The organism is Dyadobacter sediminis (assembly GCF_005860765.1).
Classification (GTDB): Bacteria; Bacteroidota; Bacteroidia; order Cytophagales; family Spirosomataceae; genus Dyadobacter; species Dyadobacter sediminis.
The window spans coordinates 538,861-557,934 of the sequence record NZ_VCEI01000011.1; the positions used below are offsets into that span (position 1 = coordinate 538,861).

Below are 19,074 nucleotides of genomic sequence, written 5' to 3' on the forward strand. Positions count from 1 at the left end.
TCAGGCTTTGAAGTTTTCATCCTCCGACTTTTCATCTTCCTTGTCTTCGAAGTCATCGTTCCGGTTTCTTTCAACTCCTCTGATGCCTCTTCCGCCTTTTATCGATTGCCTGGCTTCCAGTTCTTCCTCTGCGCCCGGTTTGGAATAATCGATTCCATAATCATCCACCGTATCATCATTGAAATTGTCTACTGCATTTCTGCCGTGCGCCGTCGGAGTGGTTTCTTCCTCGTTTTGTTGTGTATTATGATCGTCGTTTTGCATGATGTTTCTGTTTAAATCTTACAATGCCTTACAAATATTGTTCCTGCTTTGGTAAGTATTTTCATAAAAGGACAAGACTGTTCACAACACCTTTCTAGACTGGAATTCGGGTAAGACTTTTTCGCCGAACACTTCAATAAATTGTTGCTGGCCGGTGTTTACATTATGCAGATACAGTTCGGTTACGCCCGCTTCAATGTCTTGTAAAAGCCATTCGGTATGCTGGTCGGTACTGTCAGAAATGCGTACTGAACTTTTGAGATCTTCGGGCCTTACAACCGAACCCGCTGCATCAAATCCCTTAGCTCCGCGAATATCGGAAAGCAGTGCTGATGAAAAAATATTGTTTTTCCATTGATGATGTGCACCCGCCAGCGCCTTGGCATAAGTTGTATCATAGGAAAGCTGCACTTTCAGGTAAACAGGCTTTCCGGCTCCGCCATTTTCCCGGAATGCATGCACCATTTTTTTCAGTTCTTCTGGCTCGCGGGAAGTGGTAATCATGCCATCCGCCCATGTTCCGACCCATGCCGCCGTTTCAACCGTCAGTGCCGGGCCTATGATTTGCGGAATGTAATCGGGCCGCGTATAAAGCTTGGCTTCGACCACTTTCACCAGACCGTCATGGGTTACGGTTTCTCCACGCCATAACGCCCGCATGATGTCCACGCATTCTTTAAGGCGCCGGTTTCTTTTTTCCTTGTAGGGCCATTGTTCGCCTGTGATGTGTTCGTTAAGAAACTGTCCGCTGCCGGCTGCAATCCAGAAACGGTTGGGAAACATTTCGCAGAGTGTCGCAACGGCCTGCGCAATAATGGCGGGATGATACCGCTGGCCGGGCGCATTCACAATGCCGTAATTCAATGACGTTGCGTGCATGGCAGCGCCGAGCCAGCTCCATGCAAAGCCGCTTTCGCCCTGCGTTTCGCTCCATGGAAAAAAATGATCTGAACTCAGTGCGTTTGTAAATCCCGCTTGCTGTGCCTGAACAACAAGTTTTAAAAGTTCACTGGGTTTAAACTGTTCATGCGATGCATGATAACCTATGGCGATTTTGCTCATACAGAATTGGATGTGATTACGCAACTTTTAACTCATTGCATTTTTACTTTTCAACTATGAAACCGCTTGGTTAAAACTGTGCCATGCTTCAGCAGCAACAGTTTGTGGAGTATACGAAGGGATTATTTTTTGTCCTTTTTGTCTTTTTTATTTTTCTTGTCTTTCCTGTCTGTCTTTTCTTTCTTGTCTTTCTTCTTATCATTTTTATCGGAGGAAAATATTTTCTGAAAAAACGTCTTCTTCTCTTCATTTTGCGCTTTTACGGAGCCGATGCTGATTTCATTGTCGATCGAAGGTTGCAGGGCATGGATGAATGCATTCTGCAGAATGTTGCTTAGCGCAAACCAGATATTCGTGTTCACGTCGTCCAGCTGTCCTTTGAACGGGATTTTGGTCGCCACCTGATCTTTCTTCTGATTTTCAAATATTTCGCCGACTCCGCCCGCCACTGCTTCCCATAATTTTCTGAAAACATTGTCTTTCCTGTCTTCTTTTCCGAGAATGTCGAGATGGGTAATAAATGGCTTGACGTAGCCTGCAAACTGGTTGTCTTTGGCAGCAGCTTCAGTGTACAACCCGAAACGACCGTCATTGACGTCAATTTTGGCATAAGCCTGAAAAAAGTCGTTGAGCTTGACGAGATTGGTATTTTTCAGCTCGGCGCTCATGTCGAATGTCGGGCTTACTGCGAGGGGATTCAGCTTGGCCCGCATGTTCAGGTTCCCTTCATAAATGGATGCCGAGGCGTCAACGGATGCAGGCAATATTGCCGTTGAATCATAACTGTTTCGCAGGTTCTGCGCCAGAAGATCCAGATTGGTCATGGCAATGTCCACGTGCGGTTTGGTAGTATTGTCATTAAACTGCACAATGCCGTCTTTAATCTGGAACCGGTTGATACTGAGCGGCATAAAGTGGTCCAAAATCTTCATGAAATCGGCTGAGTCCTTGACAACCTGTTTCGGTTCCACGCGGTCTTTGGTAAAAATCAGTTTTGGTTTGGTAAGTACTACATTACCGACAATATTCCCTTTCAGCAATGCTTTCCATTCCACAGACAAGTCGATAGCCGATGAGGCGAAGAAAGGCGTCTGTTTGCTGGTTACCGTATCGGTTTTGTTCAGATAAATACTGTCAATTTTATAGGCGCCCCGAATAATAGCAAGATCAACATCCTGTATATGACCATAGTATCCTTTCATGCTGGCCAGGCTTTTATTGGCAAAATGAAGTACAATGTACGGAAGTAAAATCCGGATAACGATGAGAAACGTAACCAGACCAAGTATAAACCATAACGTTTTTTGTTTTCTGGATTTTGGTTTTTCAGTTATCATGCGGAAATGATATTAAGTTCGCCAGATGTTTTAAATTCGAAATTCCGGCAACAGGTACGTTGTCCGGAATTTTCTTGGAAAGAGGCCAAAGGCACTGTTCCGTTTTTTAAACAGACCTTCGACCATGCATGAAATCATGATGCAGTGCCTACAAATCAAGCGATTCTCGCCAGTAAACCGCGCGATCTGTTGAAATGTAGTTTTTTTAGATGTCAGGCAAGTGCTTCGGTAACCAGGCTGTTACGTCCGATGGCTTTGTTCAGCGGGCAAAATCCGGTTGTACCCCGGGTAATCAGTAAGCCGCCGATAAAGGACATTCCTTTTCCCAGCATGGTTTCTTTTTTCGAAAGTCCTGCAACCGTAAGGATTATACCTGCCGCCAGAGAGATAATGCGTTCGGAATTGCCTACATTTTGTACTTCATGAAGCGTATCCGCGGCTTCATGCGCTTTGTCTTTTACCTTATCCATTGTTGATTCCATAATACGTGTTTTTACAGATACGGGTGAATATATTTTTAAATCTGCCGTTCAAGAATCATACCAGATTATTTCTGTCCTTCATGATGTTCGTTACAAGACTGAATCAGCAATGCATTAACAAATTTTTACCGTGCTGAGATACTGTCTGCAATAAAGTATGTTCCTGCCCGTTTACTTACCGTGTCTCTTGCTTTATGCTTCTGAACAGTAGTAACCTGTTCTTCGATTAACAAAGATTTTTGACCTAGGCTGAATCAATGCTCCGGCGGTTATGAAACCGGCAATCCTGAAAATGAACGTGGGAAGAGATGAGGATGAATTAAGGTATCATTCGGGAGGAAACGGTTTTCTTGGTAACCTGCTGACAAATGGCGCGTCGTTCGCGCCATTTTTTTTGGCTTTATTGCGAAGTTCGAGTTGACGTATTCAATGTGAATTACCTGTTGTGCAGGCATGCGTATACAGGATTGCGTATATGTAAAAAGCTCCGGCGTCAGGACCGGAGCTTTTTACATGATGTAATTTATTTTTAAGGTGCAAAAACAACACGCATGCAATTGTCTGTTTTCTGCGTAAACATGTCGTATCCTTCCTGACCTTGTTCCAGCCCCATTTTGTGCGTAACCATAAAGGACGGATCTACCTGGCCGCTTTGCACGTATTCAAGCAATTGCGGAATATACTTTTGTCCATGCATCTGACCCATTTTGAAAGTAAGTCCTTTATTCATGGCGGCTCCCATCGGTATTTTATCCACAAAACCGCTGTATACACCCACGATGGAAACATTTCCGCCTTTGCGGCAGGCCATGATGGCGTCTCTCAAAACAAGCGGACGATCATTTTCCAGCTTTGCCCATTGCTTGACCTTGTCATACGCATACCCGAATCCGGAACCGGAAGCTTCCATTCCCACGGCATCGATGCAGCAATCCGGGCCGCGGCCTGCAGTCATATCCCGGAGGGCTTCCAGAACATCGGCTTCTTCAAAATTGATTGTTTCAGCTCTGCCTTTTTCCCGTGCCATACGCAGCCGGTAAGGTTCTTTGTCAATAGCGATGACTCTTTCTGCACCCATGAGCCAGGCGCTTTGAATAGCCATTTGCCCGACACCGCCGCATCCCCAGATCGCAACCACGCTTCCCGGTTTGATATCCGCCATGTCTGCTGCCATGTAACCCGTCGGAAAGGCATCTGAACAGAAAATAACGGAATCATCATGCAGCCCTTCGGGTACTTTGAACGCGCCGATATCAGCAAACGGAATCCGGATATACTGCGCATGGCTGCCGGCATACCCGCCGAAAGCATGTGTGTAACCGAATATTCCGGCCATGGTGTCGCCATACAGTTTTTCCGGCATGAAGGCATTCGGGTTGGTATTGTCGCATAACGAAAAGGAATCGTGCTGGCAATAATGACATTCTCCGCAGGCAATTACAGACGAAACCACAACACGGTCGCCTTTTACAAATTTCCTGACTTCGCTTCCGGTTTCCACCACTTCGCCCATGAATTCATGGCCAAGGACATCACCGGACTTTACAGTCGGTATAAAACCGTTGATGATATGGAGATCCGAACCGCAAACGGATGAAAGCGTAACACGGATAATCATATCCTTTGGGCTGATAATCGCCGGATCGGGAATGTTTTCTACTCGCAGGTCTCTTACGTTGTTATAACAAAGGGCTTTCATATGTTTTTTCTATTTGGTCCATGGAATTGTCTTCAATTGTCTGCGTTTTGCCGGATGGTCTGGATTCACTCACCGGGATTTCACCTGTTTCAATGAGTCGTTTGAATCGTCTGAGATCTTCTTTCACCATCTGCTTGAAGGCCGGATTGAAAACTTTGGCCAGCGTTCCGCCGATGGCTCCGGCAGGCGGCAAATATTTGATCACCACGTATATTTCAGTTCCTTGGCCTGCGGGTGCATCTTTGAACAGGATTTCACCCGAATTGTCCACACTGGCATTCGGAACGGAGCGCCAGATGATTTTCTCATTTTCCACTTCTTCAATAATCTCCGCTTCCCATTCTATTTTGCCGATTCCGCCCGGTACCGGCGCAATCCAGTGCGATCGCTTGGAATCGATCTGCGTTACTTCCGAAAGGTGCTGCATGAATTTCGGAAGGTTTTCCAGGTTTCTCCAGAATTGATAAACTTCGGTTCTGGGCTTGTTGATCGTCAGACTCTTGGTTATTTCGGTGGATTCCGGCTTTGCAGCTTGTGACGTATCCCTCTTGACCATATTATTGACAGGACAATATCCCGATGCGCCTCTTTCAACTAATGCGGCGCCAGCCGCCGCTACCAGTAACCGCGGAATGGAAAACCTGCGAAGGCCGAAGCTCATGAGTGCAAGGCCGGCAACCGCCGAAATAATACGTTCTGAAGTTCCGACGTTCATATAAGCTGATCCGCTGCCAATCGGATCGGGAAGTGCTTCGGCAATGTACTCTGCCGATGTAACTTTGATCTGTGTCATTTCTTTGTCTGTTTAATTGTTAAAGCGTCGTTATTTTATCCAAATACTGTTTTTCTGGCTGCTGAAATAATGCGTACAGTGCGTAGACCTAATTCCCCAATCCAGAGATTTTCAGAAATTCCTGCAATCCCGTCTTTTAAGCAAACGGCTGTTACATATCCCACAACACGATGCTGCGTTCTGATACAGTTGTTTGAACTGATGTCTTACAGGATAAAAATTATTCCTTAAGGATTGAAGAAAATTAAAATGGGACGGGTACGATGCGAATTGGAACTAAAAATCCCGTTTTTTATAACCATCATGATTATAAAAACGGGATTGTAATCAGGAGTGAAGCAGATTTAATATTGATACAGCTCCTCTTTGTTCCGGAAAGTTGACAGCAGTTTAATTGCGCATTTTGACCAGCTTATCATAATTCAGGATGGTGATGAGGCTTCCTTTGATGTCGATCAAGCGTTCGTCCTTGAAATCGGAAAGCGTGCGGATCACTGTTTCCGTCGCTGTGCCCACGAGTGAAGCAATATCTTCCCGGGTGATGGACATGGAAAAGGGCTTGGACTCGTCGTCCTGATAATGTTTTACAAGCATAATCAATGCCTGCGAAACCCTTTTCCGGACTGAATTGTAGGCGAGCTGCAGTAACCTTTCTTCGCGTTCCTTGATCTCGTTGGACAGCATTTTAATGAATTTGGAAGACACCTCGCGGTTTCCCTGTAGCAGGTTAAAAAAGTCTTCCTTCGGAATGATGGCGACTTCGGATGGTTCCAGCGAAATCGCCGTATCGCGGTACGATTCTCCCTGTAAAAGATCAAGGTAACCGAAGAAATCGCCTTCGCCGTACAGATCAGTTATGTATTCCTTTCCATTGTCATTGGATTTATAGGATTTTACTTTTCCTTTTCGTAAAAAAAACACGCTGGAAGGAGAGCTGCCTTCTGTATAAATGGTATCTTTTTTTCGCAGCAGTTTCACTTTTTTATCCTCGGTCAGTTTGGTAATCAGGTCAAAAGAGCGTGCTTCTTCTATAAACTGGTCAAAGCCCTCGGGGGAGCGGTCAAATTGCTTTTTCAGCCTTTCGCTTTTTTTCAGCCGCATTTCCACCACATTCAGCAGCTCGATATCATCATAAGGCTTGGTCAGATAATCGTCGGCACCCATGGTCATACCTTTGCGATAGTCCTGTTTTTCAGCCTTCGCGGTCAGGAATACGAACGGAATCGTGGAAGTGCGTTCATCTTTTCCGAGCATATGCAACACGCCATAACCGTCGAGCTCGGGCATCATGATGTCGCAGATGATCAGATCGGGTTTGTTTTGCGTGGCCAGCTGCAGACCTTCTTTCCCGTTTTTTGCCGTCACTACGTGATAGTTGGCAAGTTCCAGGATTTCGGCCGTGTTTTCCCTCATTTCGGGATTATCTTCAATCAGTAAAATTTTTCTATTTTCCACAAAAGGTTAGTTATCCTGGTCTAAACAGTTTCTATCAAAACATTTCTAATCTGGCAGCACTGTTCCGGGTTCATGGCAAATGATTGGGAAGCTGAAGCTGGAATGTGGTGCCTGTTCCTACGTTGCTGGTAAATTTAACGGTGCCGCCCATCAGCGTTACGTAGCTTTGTACAATGTTGAGGCCGAGGCCTGTACCTTGTGCATTGCCGGCATTGACAGCTCTGAAAAAGCGTTCGAAAATATGCACCTGATCATTTTTCGGAATTCCGATCCCCTGATCTTCAATTTCAGCCTGAATCGTTTTTTCACTGGAAACAACTTTCAGAAAAATCCGCTTGCCGGCGTCACTGTATTTGATGGCATTAGACAGCAGATTGAAAAGGATATTGCGCATCATCTGTTTGTCCAGCCATACTTCTTCATTCCCTTTGTAATCAAAAATGATCTGCTGATCTTCCTTGCACAGGCCTTTCATTTCTTCCATCAGGCTCTGACAAAATTCTTTGAGATCCATCCGGGCGGGAATATTCTGTACTCGGCCTTCTTCCAGTTTGCCGATGGAAAGAAAGTCATTCAGAATCTGCGTCAGATTGGTTACCGTAGACTTGATACGCTGCACGTGCTTCTGCCTTTTTTCCTCGTCTTCGGTCCGGGTGTATTTGCCGATGATGGAAGCGGAAGACAAAATGGTCGCCAGCGGCGTGCGGAACTCATGCGAAGCAATGGTTACAAACTGGCTTTTCATATTATTGAGTTCGCGTTCTTTCTGCAGCGCACGGATTACTTCTTCCTGCGATTTCTCCACGTTGATGATCGCAGCCGCCAGCTCTTTCGTACGTTGCTCAACCCGCGCTTCCAGTTCGGCATTCAGCTTCTGGATTTCCGAATGTGCTTCAATAATCCGGTTCTGTTGGATTTTGCGGTCTGTAATATCTACTACAAAGCTTACAACAAATTCGCCATCTGTGGTTTTAAATGGGCTGAGGCTTACTTCAACCGGAAATTCCGTGCCGTTTTTTCTTCTTGCAAAAAGATCCCGCAAGTGGCCCATTCCGCGTGCCCGTGGTAAAAGCAGATATTTGTCTCTGTAACCAATATGATTTTCGTTGAATCGTTCCGGAATAAGCCATTCTATTTTCTTGTTGAGCAGCTCTTCGGTGGAATAACCGAACATTTCACTTGCTTTTGGATTCAGTTTAACAATATTTCCCGTTTTGTCAATCACAACAATACCTTCTGTCGCATGCTTGAACAATGCGTCTAGCATTTCTATGTGACGTGTTATCATCAGGGCATATTTTAGTTTTTTCTTATCAAACATACCAAGTTACTGTACAAAGGTTAACTGCGCAAGCGATTACATATTAAATAGTTTGATTTAGTTTAATACATTGTTGTAAGTTTCAACTTTATTAAAGTAGAATATTGTATTATTATAAGTAGAATACATTCTAATGTTCGGCACTGTATTCGTGTAATTTGTTTATAATCTTTGAACATTCCTTCTTTTGCAACATTTCTATGAAGCACATGACATTGTTACAAAATGTATTTATTCAAATTCGCCCGGTCTTTACGACTTTATGCATTATGTCGTAAAAAACAAAATTACACAATCGGATTTTTCGGGAACATGACGAAGATCATGTTTACGGAACATACTATTTTGAAGAAGGCGCAGTTTTGCTGTCTTTTGCCACCGATGCCGTGCGAACAGAACATTTTTCAAGGACTGCAGGCAAAATGGAACCTTTGCTGCCGATCCGCACAATGCCGTGCGGAGCACCTATTGGAAAGCCGGGCAGGGCAGGAGCAAATCTCTTTTCAGCGCATCAGGATCCTGGCAATTTCAGTTTCTCCGTTGGTAAGATGCATAACGATAAAGTGAATTCCCGGTGACAAATCAAGCCCGGATAGTTGTATTTTACAACCTTGTTCTGAAAACCGGATGTTTGATTTTGAAATGCTTTGGATGCTTCCATTCGGTTCCATAAGCTGAATTTCGGAAATTTGTTTGCGCTTGTCCGTAAATTCAATCCGGATATGATCTGTAGCAGGGTTCGGGAAAAGCAACGGTTTCATTCCGGCCTGTTTTTCTGCCGGGATCTTTTCAGATCCGCTTTCAGGCCAAAACGAATGTAAACCGGTTGTCCTCAGACTGGAAGCAGCGTCTTTGGGTTTTACGATGATGATGTAATTCGATGCACTTCCGGTTGCCGGGCTCTGCAGGTTTCCGCCGATGGTTACGCTTCCTGCCGGATAATCCTTGCTGTAAAGCGATAAGGTGCTGATACCGGGTTCATTGGTACCAAGCTTTTGAGTCTCCGGTTTCCAGTCTTGCAGCCATTCAGGCAGCGAGGTTGCACGCGGATCATAGGCTGCATAAACGGTCGCACTCTGCGTCAGACTGAAGGTGAGTACAGTTGAGCCGGTGTTTTTCTTGTCATTGTTAGGCGTTTTGATAAAAGGTGCATTCAGCAGAAACTCGGGCGCGGAAGTGATCACATAGGTACGGTCGCTGTAATACAAACCATTGACTTTCAGAATGGATTGTTCGTAATTGCCGGAAGAACTGGTATGAATATCCGTTATCAGTGACCCGGATGATCCGGAAGTTACTTGCAAATTAACGCAGAATGTTGCCGTTGAACCGGTGGAAAGTACCGTGGCTTTGATGGTACCGGTGTAGTTGCCGGCTGCGAGTCCGAGCGTGCTGATGCTGACCTCCACATTGGTACCATTCAGGTTTACATTGCCGGATGCGTTTTTTGTTATTTTCAACCAGCCAACATTGGAAGTAACCAGATACGGAGAAGTGTCTTCGAGACAGTATAGCAGATTACGGAATACCGATGATGTTCCCGAAGCCCGTGTTAGTGACGTACATGGAACGGAGAAACCAAGTGTTCTGGCATCGCTCCGTTTTACCTGAATCGAGTAGGTTTCCTTGCGTTCATTGGCATAATTGTCCCGTGCTCCATTGGTGATAATGAATGAACTTCCTGCAACTTTGGATGACAGCCCCAGAAAACTGCCGGGCAATTGGTAAGCGGACAAACTGGTCCAGCTGCCTGCACCATTGTTCGACTGCGGAGAAAACTGGTAAGTAGTATTTTGCGTATGATTGCTTGCGCCTTGCCCCGCAACCAGAAATATTTTACCGTCGATGGCAAAAGTGGATGCTTCGGCATGGGATCGCTGAACCGGAATGTCCGATAGTCTTTTCCATGTATTGGTTACCGGATCGTAAACATGGCAGTATTTCTGATCCACTGCCAGGCAATCATGCTTGAACTGGCCGCCGAGTGCATATATCTTACCGCCCAGAACGACATAGCTGAGGTGATTTCTGGGAATTGGCATGGGTGCCGATTTGTTTTCCCAGGTTGTGTTAACAGGATCAGCTAAATATTTGTCTACATCCAGCGTCAGGTGCAGCCTGGACTGATCTTCGCAGATCGTTGGCCCGAAACCGCCAAATACGTGAATGGTCCGCCCGATCAGTCCGTATCCGCCGCCGCCGATCGGAAACTTTTCTCCGGTTGCCGGATCAATCAGTTCCGGGCCGTTCGACCAGGTGTCTGTTGTGATATTGTATATAACAACCTGACTGCTGACCGGCCCGTGCGCGTCAACGGACCTGCCGCCGATGTGCCAGACATTGTCATCCACCAGGACCACACCCTGATGCGTAATTTCCTTTCCTGCCGGAAACGGCGCGAGTGCTTTCCATTTGTTGGTGGCAAGGTCATACACTTCATTTTTATTTTCTATAACCGGGTTATCGCTGAATCCGCCAAATACATAAAATTTGTTCAGGTAAATGACATTATTGCCTTCTGCACGTTTGTTTAGCTCGTCGGCCTTCCGGATCCATTGCGCATGAACAGTAGTGATGATGAAAAAAAGAAGTAAAAAAGCTTTACAGGAAAGCTTTTGGAAACAGGATGTCGAGTGAGAGAAAAATCGGGAAAGGTAAAGGTGTTCCATAGTTTCGATTCAGATATAAGAGGTTGATTATAAGTTAATATTGCAGCGAAATCTATATAGAAAGTTGTCTAAATACAAGCTGGCAAGTAGATGTTTTTCTGCATTGCGTATATTCCTCCAAAAGGGCTGGCTGGATCATCTGAAATCTGGTTTCTAATGGAAAATAGAAGAATGCCGCTGCGTTTAGCGGGTTTGCCGGCCAACCGTTAAATAATTGTTTTTCAGATACGCCTGTGATCCGGCATGGTTATTAACGCACTGAAAAAAGTGCAGCGAGCGAATGGGAAAGTACACAAGCCGACATCAGCCATGCCCGTCTGCATAAAACTCAGCCTTGTATTTCATTAAAAAATTTCTTGCTTTTAACCGGTATAAAAGTCTGGTATTGTTGTCTTAGTACTATCCGGTTGTGAACGAAAGCATGTATAATTCGATTTTAAAACTGTAATATTCCCGAAACTTTGATTCTGCACACTGTATATCTTTATCAGGATGAATGACAATTCAGCTTCATGTGCTTAGAAGGTTGTGGTTATGGCCGACACAAATTACATTAATCAGATATTTAAAGCTTTGCCGACGCCCAGTCTGGTATTACGCACCGATTCGCCGAAATTCACCATTGTCGAGGTGAATGATGCGTACCTTCATATTGTAAAATGTACAAGGGAATCGATCATCGGGAAAGGTTTTTTCGAGGCTTTTTCCAACTATCTGTATTACGAAACACCCGGCGAAAACCTGCTGAAAAAACTGGTGGAAGATCATAAACCGAATCAGACACCGGTTTGCAAGTACGAGTTTCAAAATAATGGAACGGGCAATTATGAAGCCAGGCTGCTGATTTCGTCCAATATGCCCGTTTTTAATGAATACGATGAAGTGGAATACATCATCCGCTCCCTGACGGACGTTACAAGAATCCAGGTTCCGACGCCGGAACATACGCCTGACCTCAACTTTTTGCGGGGTATTTATCTGGATTCAGTCGAAACCAAAAGGTTTGAAAATCTGGAACGTCTTGAAAGAAACATCCTGCAGCAGAGTTCACGCAAATACAATCCGCTTTCGGAGATCCTACGGGAATACATTCTCGGGATTGAGCAGATTTTCCCCCAAATGAAATGTTCAGTCATGCGGTTGAAAGATAATATGCTTCAGAACCTTTCATCGCCTTCCCTGCATCCGGATTATATTGGTGCGATCAATAACCTGCCGATCAGAAAGAACGTGGCCAGCTGCGGAAGTGCCGCCTACCTTAAAAAACGGATTATTGTCAGCGATATTTCGACGGACCCGCTCTGGGCCGAGTACAGGGAAATGGCATTAAGGTACAAACTCCTCGCTTGCTGGTCCACTCCGATTATTGATTCCGAAGATCATGTAATCGGTACATTCGCTGTTTATTACGATCGCATTAAAGTACCGGACGAAGACGAGATCCGGGGAATTGAACGTGCTATAACCATTCTGAACGTCATTCTGGAAAACAGGCAGAGTTCTGAAATTATTCTTGCCAGTAAAACCAAGCTGAAAAGCCTTGTAAAAGCACTCACCAAGAGCAATGAAAAGTATGAGCTCATCAGTCGTGCCACAAACGATGCCATTTATGACTGGGATATTATTTCCAACCATATCGAATGGGGACACGGCTATTATAAAATGTTTGGTTTTGAAATGAACGATGAAAAGTTTTCGCTTGAAGATTGGGCAATGCATATTCATCCCGCAGACCGGAGAAAAATTAAGGAAGGACTTGAAACTACACTGGGCGACAAATGCCAGAGCAACTGGATCAGCGATTACCGGTTCAGAAAAGCCAATGGCAGCTATGCCTGCATACAAGAAAACGGATATATTTTAAGAAAGCCAAATGGCACTGCCTATCGCATGATCGGGATCTTGCGCGATGTCACGGAAAGGCTATCGTATATTGAAGCCATTGAAGAGAAAAACAAGAAATTTCAGGAAATTGCCTGGATGCAGTCGCATGTGATCCGGGCGCCACTGGCCCGGCTGATCGCACTTGTGGACCTGATCAGGAATTACGAAAATTCTGAATCGGAAAGGAATGAGTTGATGGATTATTTACTAGAATCCGCTTACTCGCTGGATGATATCATCCGCAACATTTCAGACAAAACCATGTCAGGCTAGAGTTCAATTTTCAGTCCGAATGCCAGATTAACAATATCCCGGGGTTTCAGGTATTTCGGGTTTTGTACATAACTGATCAGCAGCAAATCGTACGTTCCGAGTTCATAGTACAGTTCAGCTTTTTTCTTTTTGTTGTAGAAGTAAATGTCCCGGCCTACCTTTCCGCCGATATAGGCACCGGGACGGAATGAGGTTGCCCACCAGTAATATCCTTTCGGATAATACGACGGCCATTTGGTATCAAATTGCGGCCCGAATGTATAATTGAGGTAAAATCCTAGGGAAAAGGGAACGAGATTCAGCGTATTTTTCAACGGAATGCGCCACGGTGAATACGTGGTTTTTGCAGTAATGGTCACCAGCGCGTCGCCGCCGTATTTCTGTGGCAGAAAGCCGAAAAGCAGATCGGTTTCCAGGGTCTTGTTTCGGGAGATATAGCCGGGCCCGGCGGATAGAAAACCGATGTTTCCGGCAAACTGTAATTTTACGTGGTCCGGTACGTACCATTTATTCAATCCGGCTTGTTCATCTTGTGCGAAGGCCGTTGTAAAAAACAGTAAAAAGGTTGCCGTAAGCAGGTTTTTCATCTTCATCAATATTCTATTTGTTCCGCTTTGTAGCCGCCGTTCCATGTTGTAATCACGAAATAACCCCGTTTGACCATGGCCGTTGACAATATATACTGCACGCCGTCCTTATAATATTCTTCATTCCGGAATGAATGCTGATGACCGTACAAGGAAAATTTTACATTGGGATCTTCAGCCAGCATGCGGGAATATGAAAGTTCCAGATTTCGGTCAAAATCACCGTCAAATGGCGGTACGTGTGCAACAACGATCGCGTTTTTATTTTCCGGATTGTTCCGCAGCTCCGCGCGAAGCCAGTTGAGGTCGGGAATGCTGCCGTCAAAGGCATATTCCCGGGAATTGGTGTTGATAAAAATGAACTTGTTGTTGCCGTATTCGAACGAGTAGTTCAGCGCTCCGAACATTTTACGGTAGGAAGCCGATCCGTTTGCCACAATATCATGATTGCCGATGACCGTTAAATAAGGATATTTAAGCCCGGACATGATCTCGTTTACCCATTTGAATTCCTGCGATAAACCAAAATCGGAAATATCGCCGGCATGAAGTACAAAGGAAATATTCTTCTGGCTGTTGGCGCTTTTTACGAAATATTCCGCTTCATCGTACCAGCGCTGTGTATCGCCCATCAGAATAAAACGGACGGTATCTTCCGGAGGAATTGAACGAATGCTTTCGATATTTTTGGCAGTCAGGTTTTTTTCGTTGTCGCGGAAAATAACCTGATTGGGATTATACTGAAATATTCCGTTGCAGGAAAAGGAAGCTATCGCTGTAACGAGAATGGCGTATACGGAAATTTTTTTCAGATGGTTGGGATAGGAAACATCCAACATGATTTATCGGTTTACTCTGCAATAAGTAGCAAACGCCTAAATCAGGGCTATAATTCCGGTACGGGCCTTTTTACCCTATTTCCCCATCCATAGTTTGAACTCATTCGACTTTTCCCTGCTGATCACCGTTTCCTTGTCGTAGACCGGATTGAGCACAAGGGCAAGCCGGTTATTGTAGTATGGTTGAATCTGAACCACAGACTGATGCGTAATGATGATACTGCGGTTTATACGGAAAAAATGTTCCGGGTCAAGGAACGATTCGAGATCATCCATGCGGTAATCCACGACGAATTTCTGGCCTTGAAAATTTTTAAAAAAACTGATGCCGTCTTCGATATAAAAGTAGGCAATGTCACCGACCTCAATCGAAACCATGCGCTGGCCTTGCTTGACAAGAAAACGTTTTCTGTACTCTGTGGCGGGCTGATGCTGCAGCTGGATATTTTTCAGAATGCTTTCCAGATTGGAAGTTAATGATTCCGTGTTCTTGCTGCGCTGCTGGCCGGTAAGGTCATAGTATTTCCGGAGACTTCGCTGAAGGTCTTCTTTCTGGACTGGTTTCAGAAGGTAATCGATGCTGTTGACCTTGAAAGCCTGAAGCGCATATTCATCATAGGAAGTCGTGAAGATGATTGTACTTCGTAGATCGACTCTGTTGAAGATTTCAAAACTTTGCCCGTCGGCCAGTTCAATGTCGAGGAAAATAAGGTCGGGTTCGCTTTCTCCTTTTGCGCGGTTGTCCAGGATCCACTCCACAGTCGCTTCAATGCTTGGCGTATTTCCTTTGATCTCAAATTCAGGCGCAGTTTCCTCAAGCAGTTTGGTCAGCTTTCGTACGGCCAGTTTCTCGTCTTCAACAATCAGGATATTCATTGGATTTCAGGTTTGTCGTTCAGTAAGGGTAACAGAATGGTAAAATAATCAGCGCTGACTTCAATGACAGGCTGCCTGTCGGAAAGAAGCTGATATTTGGCCTGAATATTGGCCAGTCCGAGTTTGGTGGATTTTACCGGCGTTGATTTTTCCAGCAGGTTGTTCCGCACCTCCAGCAAATTATTTCCAACGGACCGGATTTCAATCAGCAAAGGGTTTTTTTCAAGAATGGTGTTGTGCTTTACGGCATTTTCCACCAGCAGTTGCAGCGTCAGCGGAGGAATGAGCATGGAAAGCTGGGAATCGCCGACATCAATAACCATTTCCAGTCCTTCATCATATCGGGTTCTGAGCAGGTGATAATACGATTGTATGAATCTGATTTCCGCTGACAGGGTTGTGAGTTCATGCTGGTTGGTTTGTAAAAGATACCGGTAAACTTTCGCCATTTCATCCACAAATTGTTCCGCACGTTGCGGTTCATCCATAATCAAGGCGGAAAGCGTGTTCAGGCTGTTGAAAAGAAAGTGCGGATTAACTTGGCTTTTCAGGCTTTGCAATTGTCCCTGCAGACCTGCTTTTTTAATCGCTTCTTTGTTCATTTTGATTTCTTTCCATTTGCCCAGCGAGTAATTTACCTCGTACAATCCGGTCAGCAGCAGCACGGCCACAAATTCGAATGAATAAACATAGACCATTTTGTCCATCGTAAGCTGCGCATTCAAAGGCTTGTACCGGATAATCGCAAAGGCGTAAACCGTAATATAAGTACCCGTTAGCAGGAAAAATGCGAGCGCCGTAAAAGTTGCTCGCTTGAATGTGGATTGAAGTGCAGGATATCTTCCTGCAATATATTGCGCGGCCCAGTCATGCGGGATAAATGCAAGAATGGTAAGCAGCAGAATCAGCAGGGTACCATTGATAAAGTTGCCGACACTGGCCAGATACGGATCTCCGATCAGCAGATAAGTAATGGTGGGCACAAACCACGGAACAAGCAGCGCAAACATCCAGCGGCCAAACAGGCTCAGCCAGATCAGGCGTCCGATGGAATGGAATTCGATTGACGGCATTTAGGTATAGATCAAAGGCAGAACGACCGCAAACCCAGTTTCATCTTCTTTTATCTGAATGGTGCCTGCCTGATTAAACAATATTTTATAGCGTGTTACTAGCGCTGCCAGTCCGGACGTGCTGAATGGCATTCTTACTTTCCGTTTCTGAAGATTGTTTTTTACTTCCAGCTGCCCGGTTGCAGTCGTCCGGATGACGATGTGCAGCGGCTGGCCGGGAGAAACAATGTTGTGCCGGACGGCATTGTCCAGCAGTGTCTGCAAAGTCAGCGGCCCCATTTGCCCGCTGAGGTAAATGTCCGCCACGTCAATTTTGACATCGATTCCGTCTTCATACCTCGTTTTAAGCAGGTAAATATAGGATTGAATAAAGCGGATTTCGCTTTCAAGCGTCACGAGATTGGTTTCAAGTTCAGCGGCATTTACATTCAGCAGGTACCGGTATACTTTCGACATTTCATCCACGAATTTCTCGGCGGTGGATGGCGCTTCGGAAATCAGAATAGACAATGAATTCAGGCAATTGAACAGGAAATGCGGATTAACCTGCTGTTTTACAACTTCCAGTTCGGTCTGGATCTGCTTTTGTTCCATTTGCTGCAGTTCGAGCTGGTTGGTTTTCCATTGCTTGAAGGTATAGGTAAGTTCGGATAAACCCGCACCCGCAAGCGAAGCACCGAGAATAACAAAAACGGTCCATAATACATGATCTCTTTTGAGGGAAAAACCAAACAGGCCGAACTGGTCATAAAGGGTGATCACCAGGTAAAGCATGGTAATCGTTACGCCGGAATAAAGTACAAACCATAGCAAGACGCGGTAAACGGATTGTCCGATATCGGGGTAAAGCCTGGCAATGAAGCCGGCTATCAGGTGGTTGATACGGTAAGTTGTCAGGTAAATAATCAGGTTTAAAATGCTTCCGGTCAATGAAATCCGCCAGTCCGAAAAATAGATTTGCCCCCAGGTCAGATAACCTGTTAACGGAACGAGCCAGAGAAATACAAAAAAAAGTATGGAAAACCGGGTGTTCATCATATAGTTCGGCCAGCATTTGTAAAATTAGGAAAGCATTTGCATAGCGTTAAATTACAGATTGTTCAAATGTTAATATTTACTTCCCAATTGTAAATTTTGTACGTCAAACGGTTTTATACCACAATCTGACCAGGTTTGTACTACCTGTTTTTGCGGGCATGGTTATTGCAATCCCGGAATTATGCATTTAACTAACTAATAAAATGATGAAAATGAACAGGATTTTAGGCACGCTGGGAATGATGCTGATAACCATGTCACTGTCGGCACAGGTCGTATCTAAGGATTCCATTAATACGCTTAAAGCTGAAAAGGAACAGATTGAAGCCAACAAAAAACTGAATGACCGCAAACTGGAACTCGCCAAGCTTGAAAACGAGCTGGAAAAGAAGACCAGAGATGCGGAAAAAGCAGCCGATAACGCTCAGAAATCTGCGGACGAAAATAAAAGAATGGCCGAAAAACTGGGTGATGATCCGCAGGATAAAAAACTGGCGCGCAGAGCCAGTAAAAGTGCCAGTTCGGCGCAACGTGATGCAAAAAGAGCCCGGAAAGCGTCGGATGACCTGGATGAACTCAGAAAAGACATTAATTCTTTGCGTGATAAAATCGCAAGCGATGAGTCTAAATTGACTGTAAGACCATAATAAATCCGATGTTTGCTAAAAATCATATCCGCCGAGAGTAGCTGCAAGTGCTTCGCGGAGGATCTTTTACAAGGCATACTTTTTTAAACAGCTAAGTTAAAAAACCAAAAACATCAATCATGGCAACTAAAAGCAACAGTACAACGAATCATGATGAAATCCGTGCCTGGGTGGAGAAAAGAGGAGGAAAGCCGGTCACAGTTAAGGGAACAGGCGACAGCGACGAGCATGCCGGAATATTAAGAATTGATTTCCCGGGTTACAGTGGCGGCGATTCGCTGGAACCAATCAGCTGGGAAGAGTTTTTTGAGAAGTTCGACGAAAGCGGACTGGAATTTTTGTACCAGGAAGAAACCAGCGATGGCAAGGAAAGCCGTTTCAACAAATTTGTAAACAAGTCCAAGTAAATGTCTGAAGATGTTTAAAAATTGTACTAAACCGCTTTATGGCGGTTTTTTTGTTTCTCAAGGTTTTCCGGAAATCAGGATTTCGAATATATTCGTGTTGGCAAATACTTTTTATAAGTTATAAATGAAAGATACATATTTTACAGTTTATAATATTGAATGGTTTTAAAGATCAATATTATATCAAGTACAATACTTTAAATATATATGTGTTAATTTCCGGAGTTGTAGTAAATGAAAAATCCGGATTTGATTATCCGGATTTTAACGTAATCAGTAATAGCAGTGTGTATAGTGTAAATAAATGTGTGTATAGCTTTTATTAGATCGGAAGCTTGGATTGGATGCAAACAAACTATTTAAACAGT

17 protein-coding genes are annotated in these 19,074 nt (G+C 44.6%); 3 read left to right on the plus strand and 14 right to left on the minus strand.

Annotation, left to right across the window (positions count from 1 at the left end; translation table 11 throughout):
- The 9 genes from FEM55_RS03075 to FEM55_RS03115 all read right to left on the minus strand — a co-directional run bounded on the left by FEM55_RS03075 (position 1) and on the right by FEM55_RS03115 (position 11,082).
- Positions 1-264 (minus strand): hypothetical protein, encoded by a 264-nt coding sequence (locus tag FEM55_RS03075; protein WP_138279835.1) that lies wholly within the window; start codon positions 262-264, stop codon positions 1-3.
- A gap of 81 nt (positions 265-345) precedes the next feature.
- Positions 346-1,326 (minus strand): TIGR03885 family FMN-dependent LLM class oxidoreductase, encoded by a 981-nt coding sequence (locus FEM55_RS03080; RefSeq protein WP_138279836.1) that lies wholly within the window; start codon positions 1,324-1,326, stop codon positions 346-348.
- 122 nt (positions 1,327-1,448) lie between these two features.
- Complete coding sequence (locus FEM55_RS03085) at positions 1,449-2,663, minus strand: DUF748 domain-containing protein (RefSeq protein WP_138279837.1); 1,215 nt, start codon at positions 2,661-2,663, stop codon at positions 1,449-1,451.
- Positions 2,664-2,875: 212 nt separating this feature from the next.
- On the minus strand, positions 2,876-3,145 hold the full coding sequence (locus tag FEM55_RS03090) for a YgaP family membrane protein (RefSeq protein WP_138279838.1): 270 nt from the start codon (positions 3,143-3,145) through the stop codon (positions 2,876-2,878).
- A gap of 529 nt (positions 3,146-3,674) precedes the next feature.
- Positions 3,675-4,844, minus strand: a complete 1,170-nt coding sequence (locus FEM55_RS03095; protein WP_138279839.1) for a zinc-dependent alcohol dehydrogenase — start codon at positions 4,842-4,844, stop codon at positions 3,675-3,677.
- Complete coding sequence (locus tag FEM55_RS03100) at positions 4,825-5,637, minus strand: SRPBCC family protein (RefSeq protein WP_138279840.1); 813 nt, start codon at positions 5,635-5,637, stop codon at positions 4,825-4,827. The genes FEM55_RS03095 and FEM55_RS03100 overlap by 20 nt, the downstream gene beginning before the upstream one ends.
- Positions 5,638-6,027: 390 nt before the next feature.
- A complete protein-coding gene (locus FEM55_RS03105) occupies positions 6,028-7,092 on the minus strand; it encodes a response regulator (protein ID WP_138279841.1) in 1,065 nt (354 codons plus the stop codon).
- Positions 7,093-7,162: 70 nt separating this feature from the next.
- A complete protein-coding gene (locus tag FEM55_RS03110) occupies positions 7,163-8,380 on the minus strand; it encodes a PAS domain-containing sensor histidine kinase (protein WP_229209066.1) in 1,218 nt (405 codons plus the stop codon).
- 536 nt (positions 8,381-8,916) lie between these two features.
- Positions 8,917-11,082 (minus strand): Kelch repeat-containing protein, encoded by a 2,166-nt coding sequence (locus FEM55_RS03115; RefSeq protein ID WP_138279843.1) that lies wholly within the window; start codon positions 11,080-11,082, stop codon positions 8,917-8,919.
- Positions 11,083-11,616: 534 nt separating this feature from the next.
- On the opposite strand from FEM55_RS03115, the gene FEM55_RS03120 reads away from it, so the two are divergent.
- Positions 11,617-13,239 (plus strand): PAS domain-containing protein, encoded by a 1,623-nt coding sequence (locus FEM55_RS03120; protein WP_138279844.1) that lies wholly within the window; start codon positions 11,617-11,619, stop codon positions 13,237-13,239.
- Here FEM55_RS03120 and FEM55_RS03125 read toward each other — a convergent pair.
- From FEM55_RS03125 to FEM55_RS03145, 5 genes are all read right to left on the minus strand, one after another.
- Positions 13,236-13,832: a hypothetical protein gene (locus FEM55_RS03125; RefSeq protein ID WP_229209067.1), complete on the minus strand. Its 597-nt coding sequence runs from the start codon at positions 13,830-13,832 to the stop codon at positions 13,236-13,238. The two genes, FEM55_RS03120 and FEM55_RS03125, sit on opposite strands and share 4 nt — an antisense overlap.
- Entirely contained in the window at positions 13,832-14,665 is an 834-nt protein-coding gene (locus FEM55_RS03130; protein WP_138279845.1) for a metallophosphoesterase family protein, read from the minus strand. Before FEM55_RS03130 ends, FEM55_RS03125 begins: the two co-directional genes overlap by 1 nt.
- Before the next feature lie 75 nt (positions 14,666-14,740).
- The gene (locus FEM55_RS03135) at positions 14,741-15,541 is read right to left on the minus strand and encodes a LytR/AlgR family response regulator transcription factor (RefSeq protein WP_138279846.1); all 801 of its coding nucleotides are present in this window, start codon (positions 15,539-15,541) and stop codon (positions 14,741-14,743) included.
- The gene (locus FEM55_RS03140; RefSeq protein ID WP_138279847.1) at positions 15,538-16,614 is read right to left on the minus strand and encodes a sensor histidine kinase; all 1,077 of its coding nucleotides are present in this window, start codon (positions 16,612-16,614) and stop codon (positions 15,538-15,540) included. The genes FEM55_RS03135 and FEM55_RS03140 overlap by 4 nt, the downstream gene beginning before the upstream one ends.
- Positions 16,615-17,652, minus strand: coding sequence for a sensor histidine kinase (locus tag FEM55_RS03145; protein ID WP_138279848.1), 1,038 nt, complete (start codon positions 17,650-17,652; stop codon positions 16,615-16,617). It lies immediately after the preceding gene.
- 212 nt (positions 17,653-17,864) lie between these two features.
- On the opposite strand from FEM55_RS03145, the gene FEM55_RS03150 reads away from it, so the two are divergent.
- Both FEM55_RS03150 and FEM55_RS03155 read left to right on the plus strand, forming a co-directional pair.
- Positions 17,865-18,299: a hypothetical protein gene (locus FEM55_RS03150; RefSeq protein ID WP_229209068.1), complete on the plus strand. Its 435-nt coding sequence runs from the start codon at positions 17,865-17,867 to the stop codon at positions 18,297-18,299.
- 119 nt (positions 18,300-18,418) lie between these two features.
- Positions 18,419-18,706, plus strand: coding sequence for a hypothetical protein (locus tag FEM55_RS03155; protein WP_138279849.1), 288 nt, complete (start codon positions 18,419-18,421; stop codon positions 18,704-18,706).
- The last annotated feature ends 368 nt before the right edge of the window (positions 18,707-19,074 follow it).

What these genes read in the sequence shown, in the direction of transcription:
- FEM55_RS03075 (WP_138279835.1), bottom strand. Translation starts at nt 264, where the DNA reads ATGCAAAACGACGATCATAATACACAACAAAACGAGGAAGAAACCACT.
- FEM55_RS03080 (WP_138279836.1), bottom strand. Translation starts at nt 1,326, where the DNA reads ATGAGCAAAATCGCCATAGGTTATCATGCATCGCATGAACAGTTTAAA.
- FEM55_RS03085 (WP_138279837.1), bottom strand. Translation starts at nt 2,663, where the DNA reads ATGATAACTGAAAAACCAAAATCCAGAAAACAAAAAACGTTATGGTTT.
- FEM55_RS03090 (WP_138279838.1), bottom strand. Translation starts at nt 3,145, where the DNA reads ATGGAATCAACAATGGATAAGGTAAAAGACAAAGCGCATGAAGCCGCG.
- FEM55_RS03095 (WP_138279839.1), bottom strand. Translation starts at nt 4,844, where the DNA reads ATGAAAGCCCTTTGTTATAACAACGTAAGAGACCTGCGAGTAGAAAAC.
- FEM55_RS03100 (WP_138279840.1), bottom strand. Translation starts at nt 5,637, where the DNA reads ATGACACAGATCAAAGTTACATCGGCAGAGTACATTGCCGAAGCACTT.
- FEM55_RS03110 (WP_229209066.1), bottom strand. Translation starts at nt 8,380, where the DNA reads ATGATAACACGTCACATAGAAATGCTAGACGCATTGTTCAAGCATGCG.
- FEM55_RS03115 (WP_138279843.1), bottom strand. Translation starts at nt 11,082, where the DNA reads ATGGAACACCTTTACCTTTCCCGATTTTTCTCTCACTCGACATCCTGT.
- FEM55_RS03120 (WP_138279844.1), top strand. Translation starts at nt 11,617, where the DNA reads ATGGCCGACACAAATTACATTAATCAGATATTTAAAGCTTTGCCGACG.
- FEM55_RS03125 (WP_229209067.1), bottom strand. Translation starts at nt 13,832, where the DNA reads ATGAAGATGAAAAACCTGCTTACGGCAACCTTTTTACTGTTTTTTACA.
- FEM55_RS03130 (WP_138279845.1), bottom strand. Translation starts at nt 14,665, where the DNA reads ATGTTGGATGTTTCCTATCCCAACCATCTGAAAAAAATTTCCGTATAC.
- FEM55_RS03135 (WP_138279846.1), bottom strand. Translation starts at nt 15,541, where the DNA reads ATGAATATCCTGATTGTTGAAGACGAGAAACTGGCCGTACGAAAGCTG.
- FEM55_RS03140 (WP_138279847.1), bottom strand. Translation starts at nt 16,614, where the DNA reads ATGCCGTCAATCGAATTCCATTCCATCGGACGCCTGATCTGGCTGAGC.
- FEM55_RS03145 (WP_138279848.1), bottom strand. Translation starts at nt 17,652, where the DNA reads ATGATGAACACCCGGTTTTCCATACTTTTTTTTGTATTTCTCTGGCTC.
- FEM55_RS03150 (WP_229209068.1), top strand. Translation starts at nt 17,865, where the DNA reads ATGAACAGGATTTTAGGCACGCTGGGAATGATGCTGATAACCATGTCA.
- FEM55_RS03155 (WP_138279849.1), top strand. Translation starts at nt 18,419, where the DNA reads ATGGCAACTAAAAGCAACAGTACAACGAATCATGATGAAATCCGTGCC.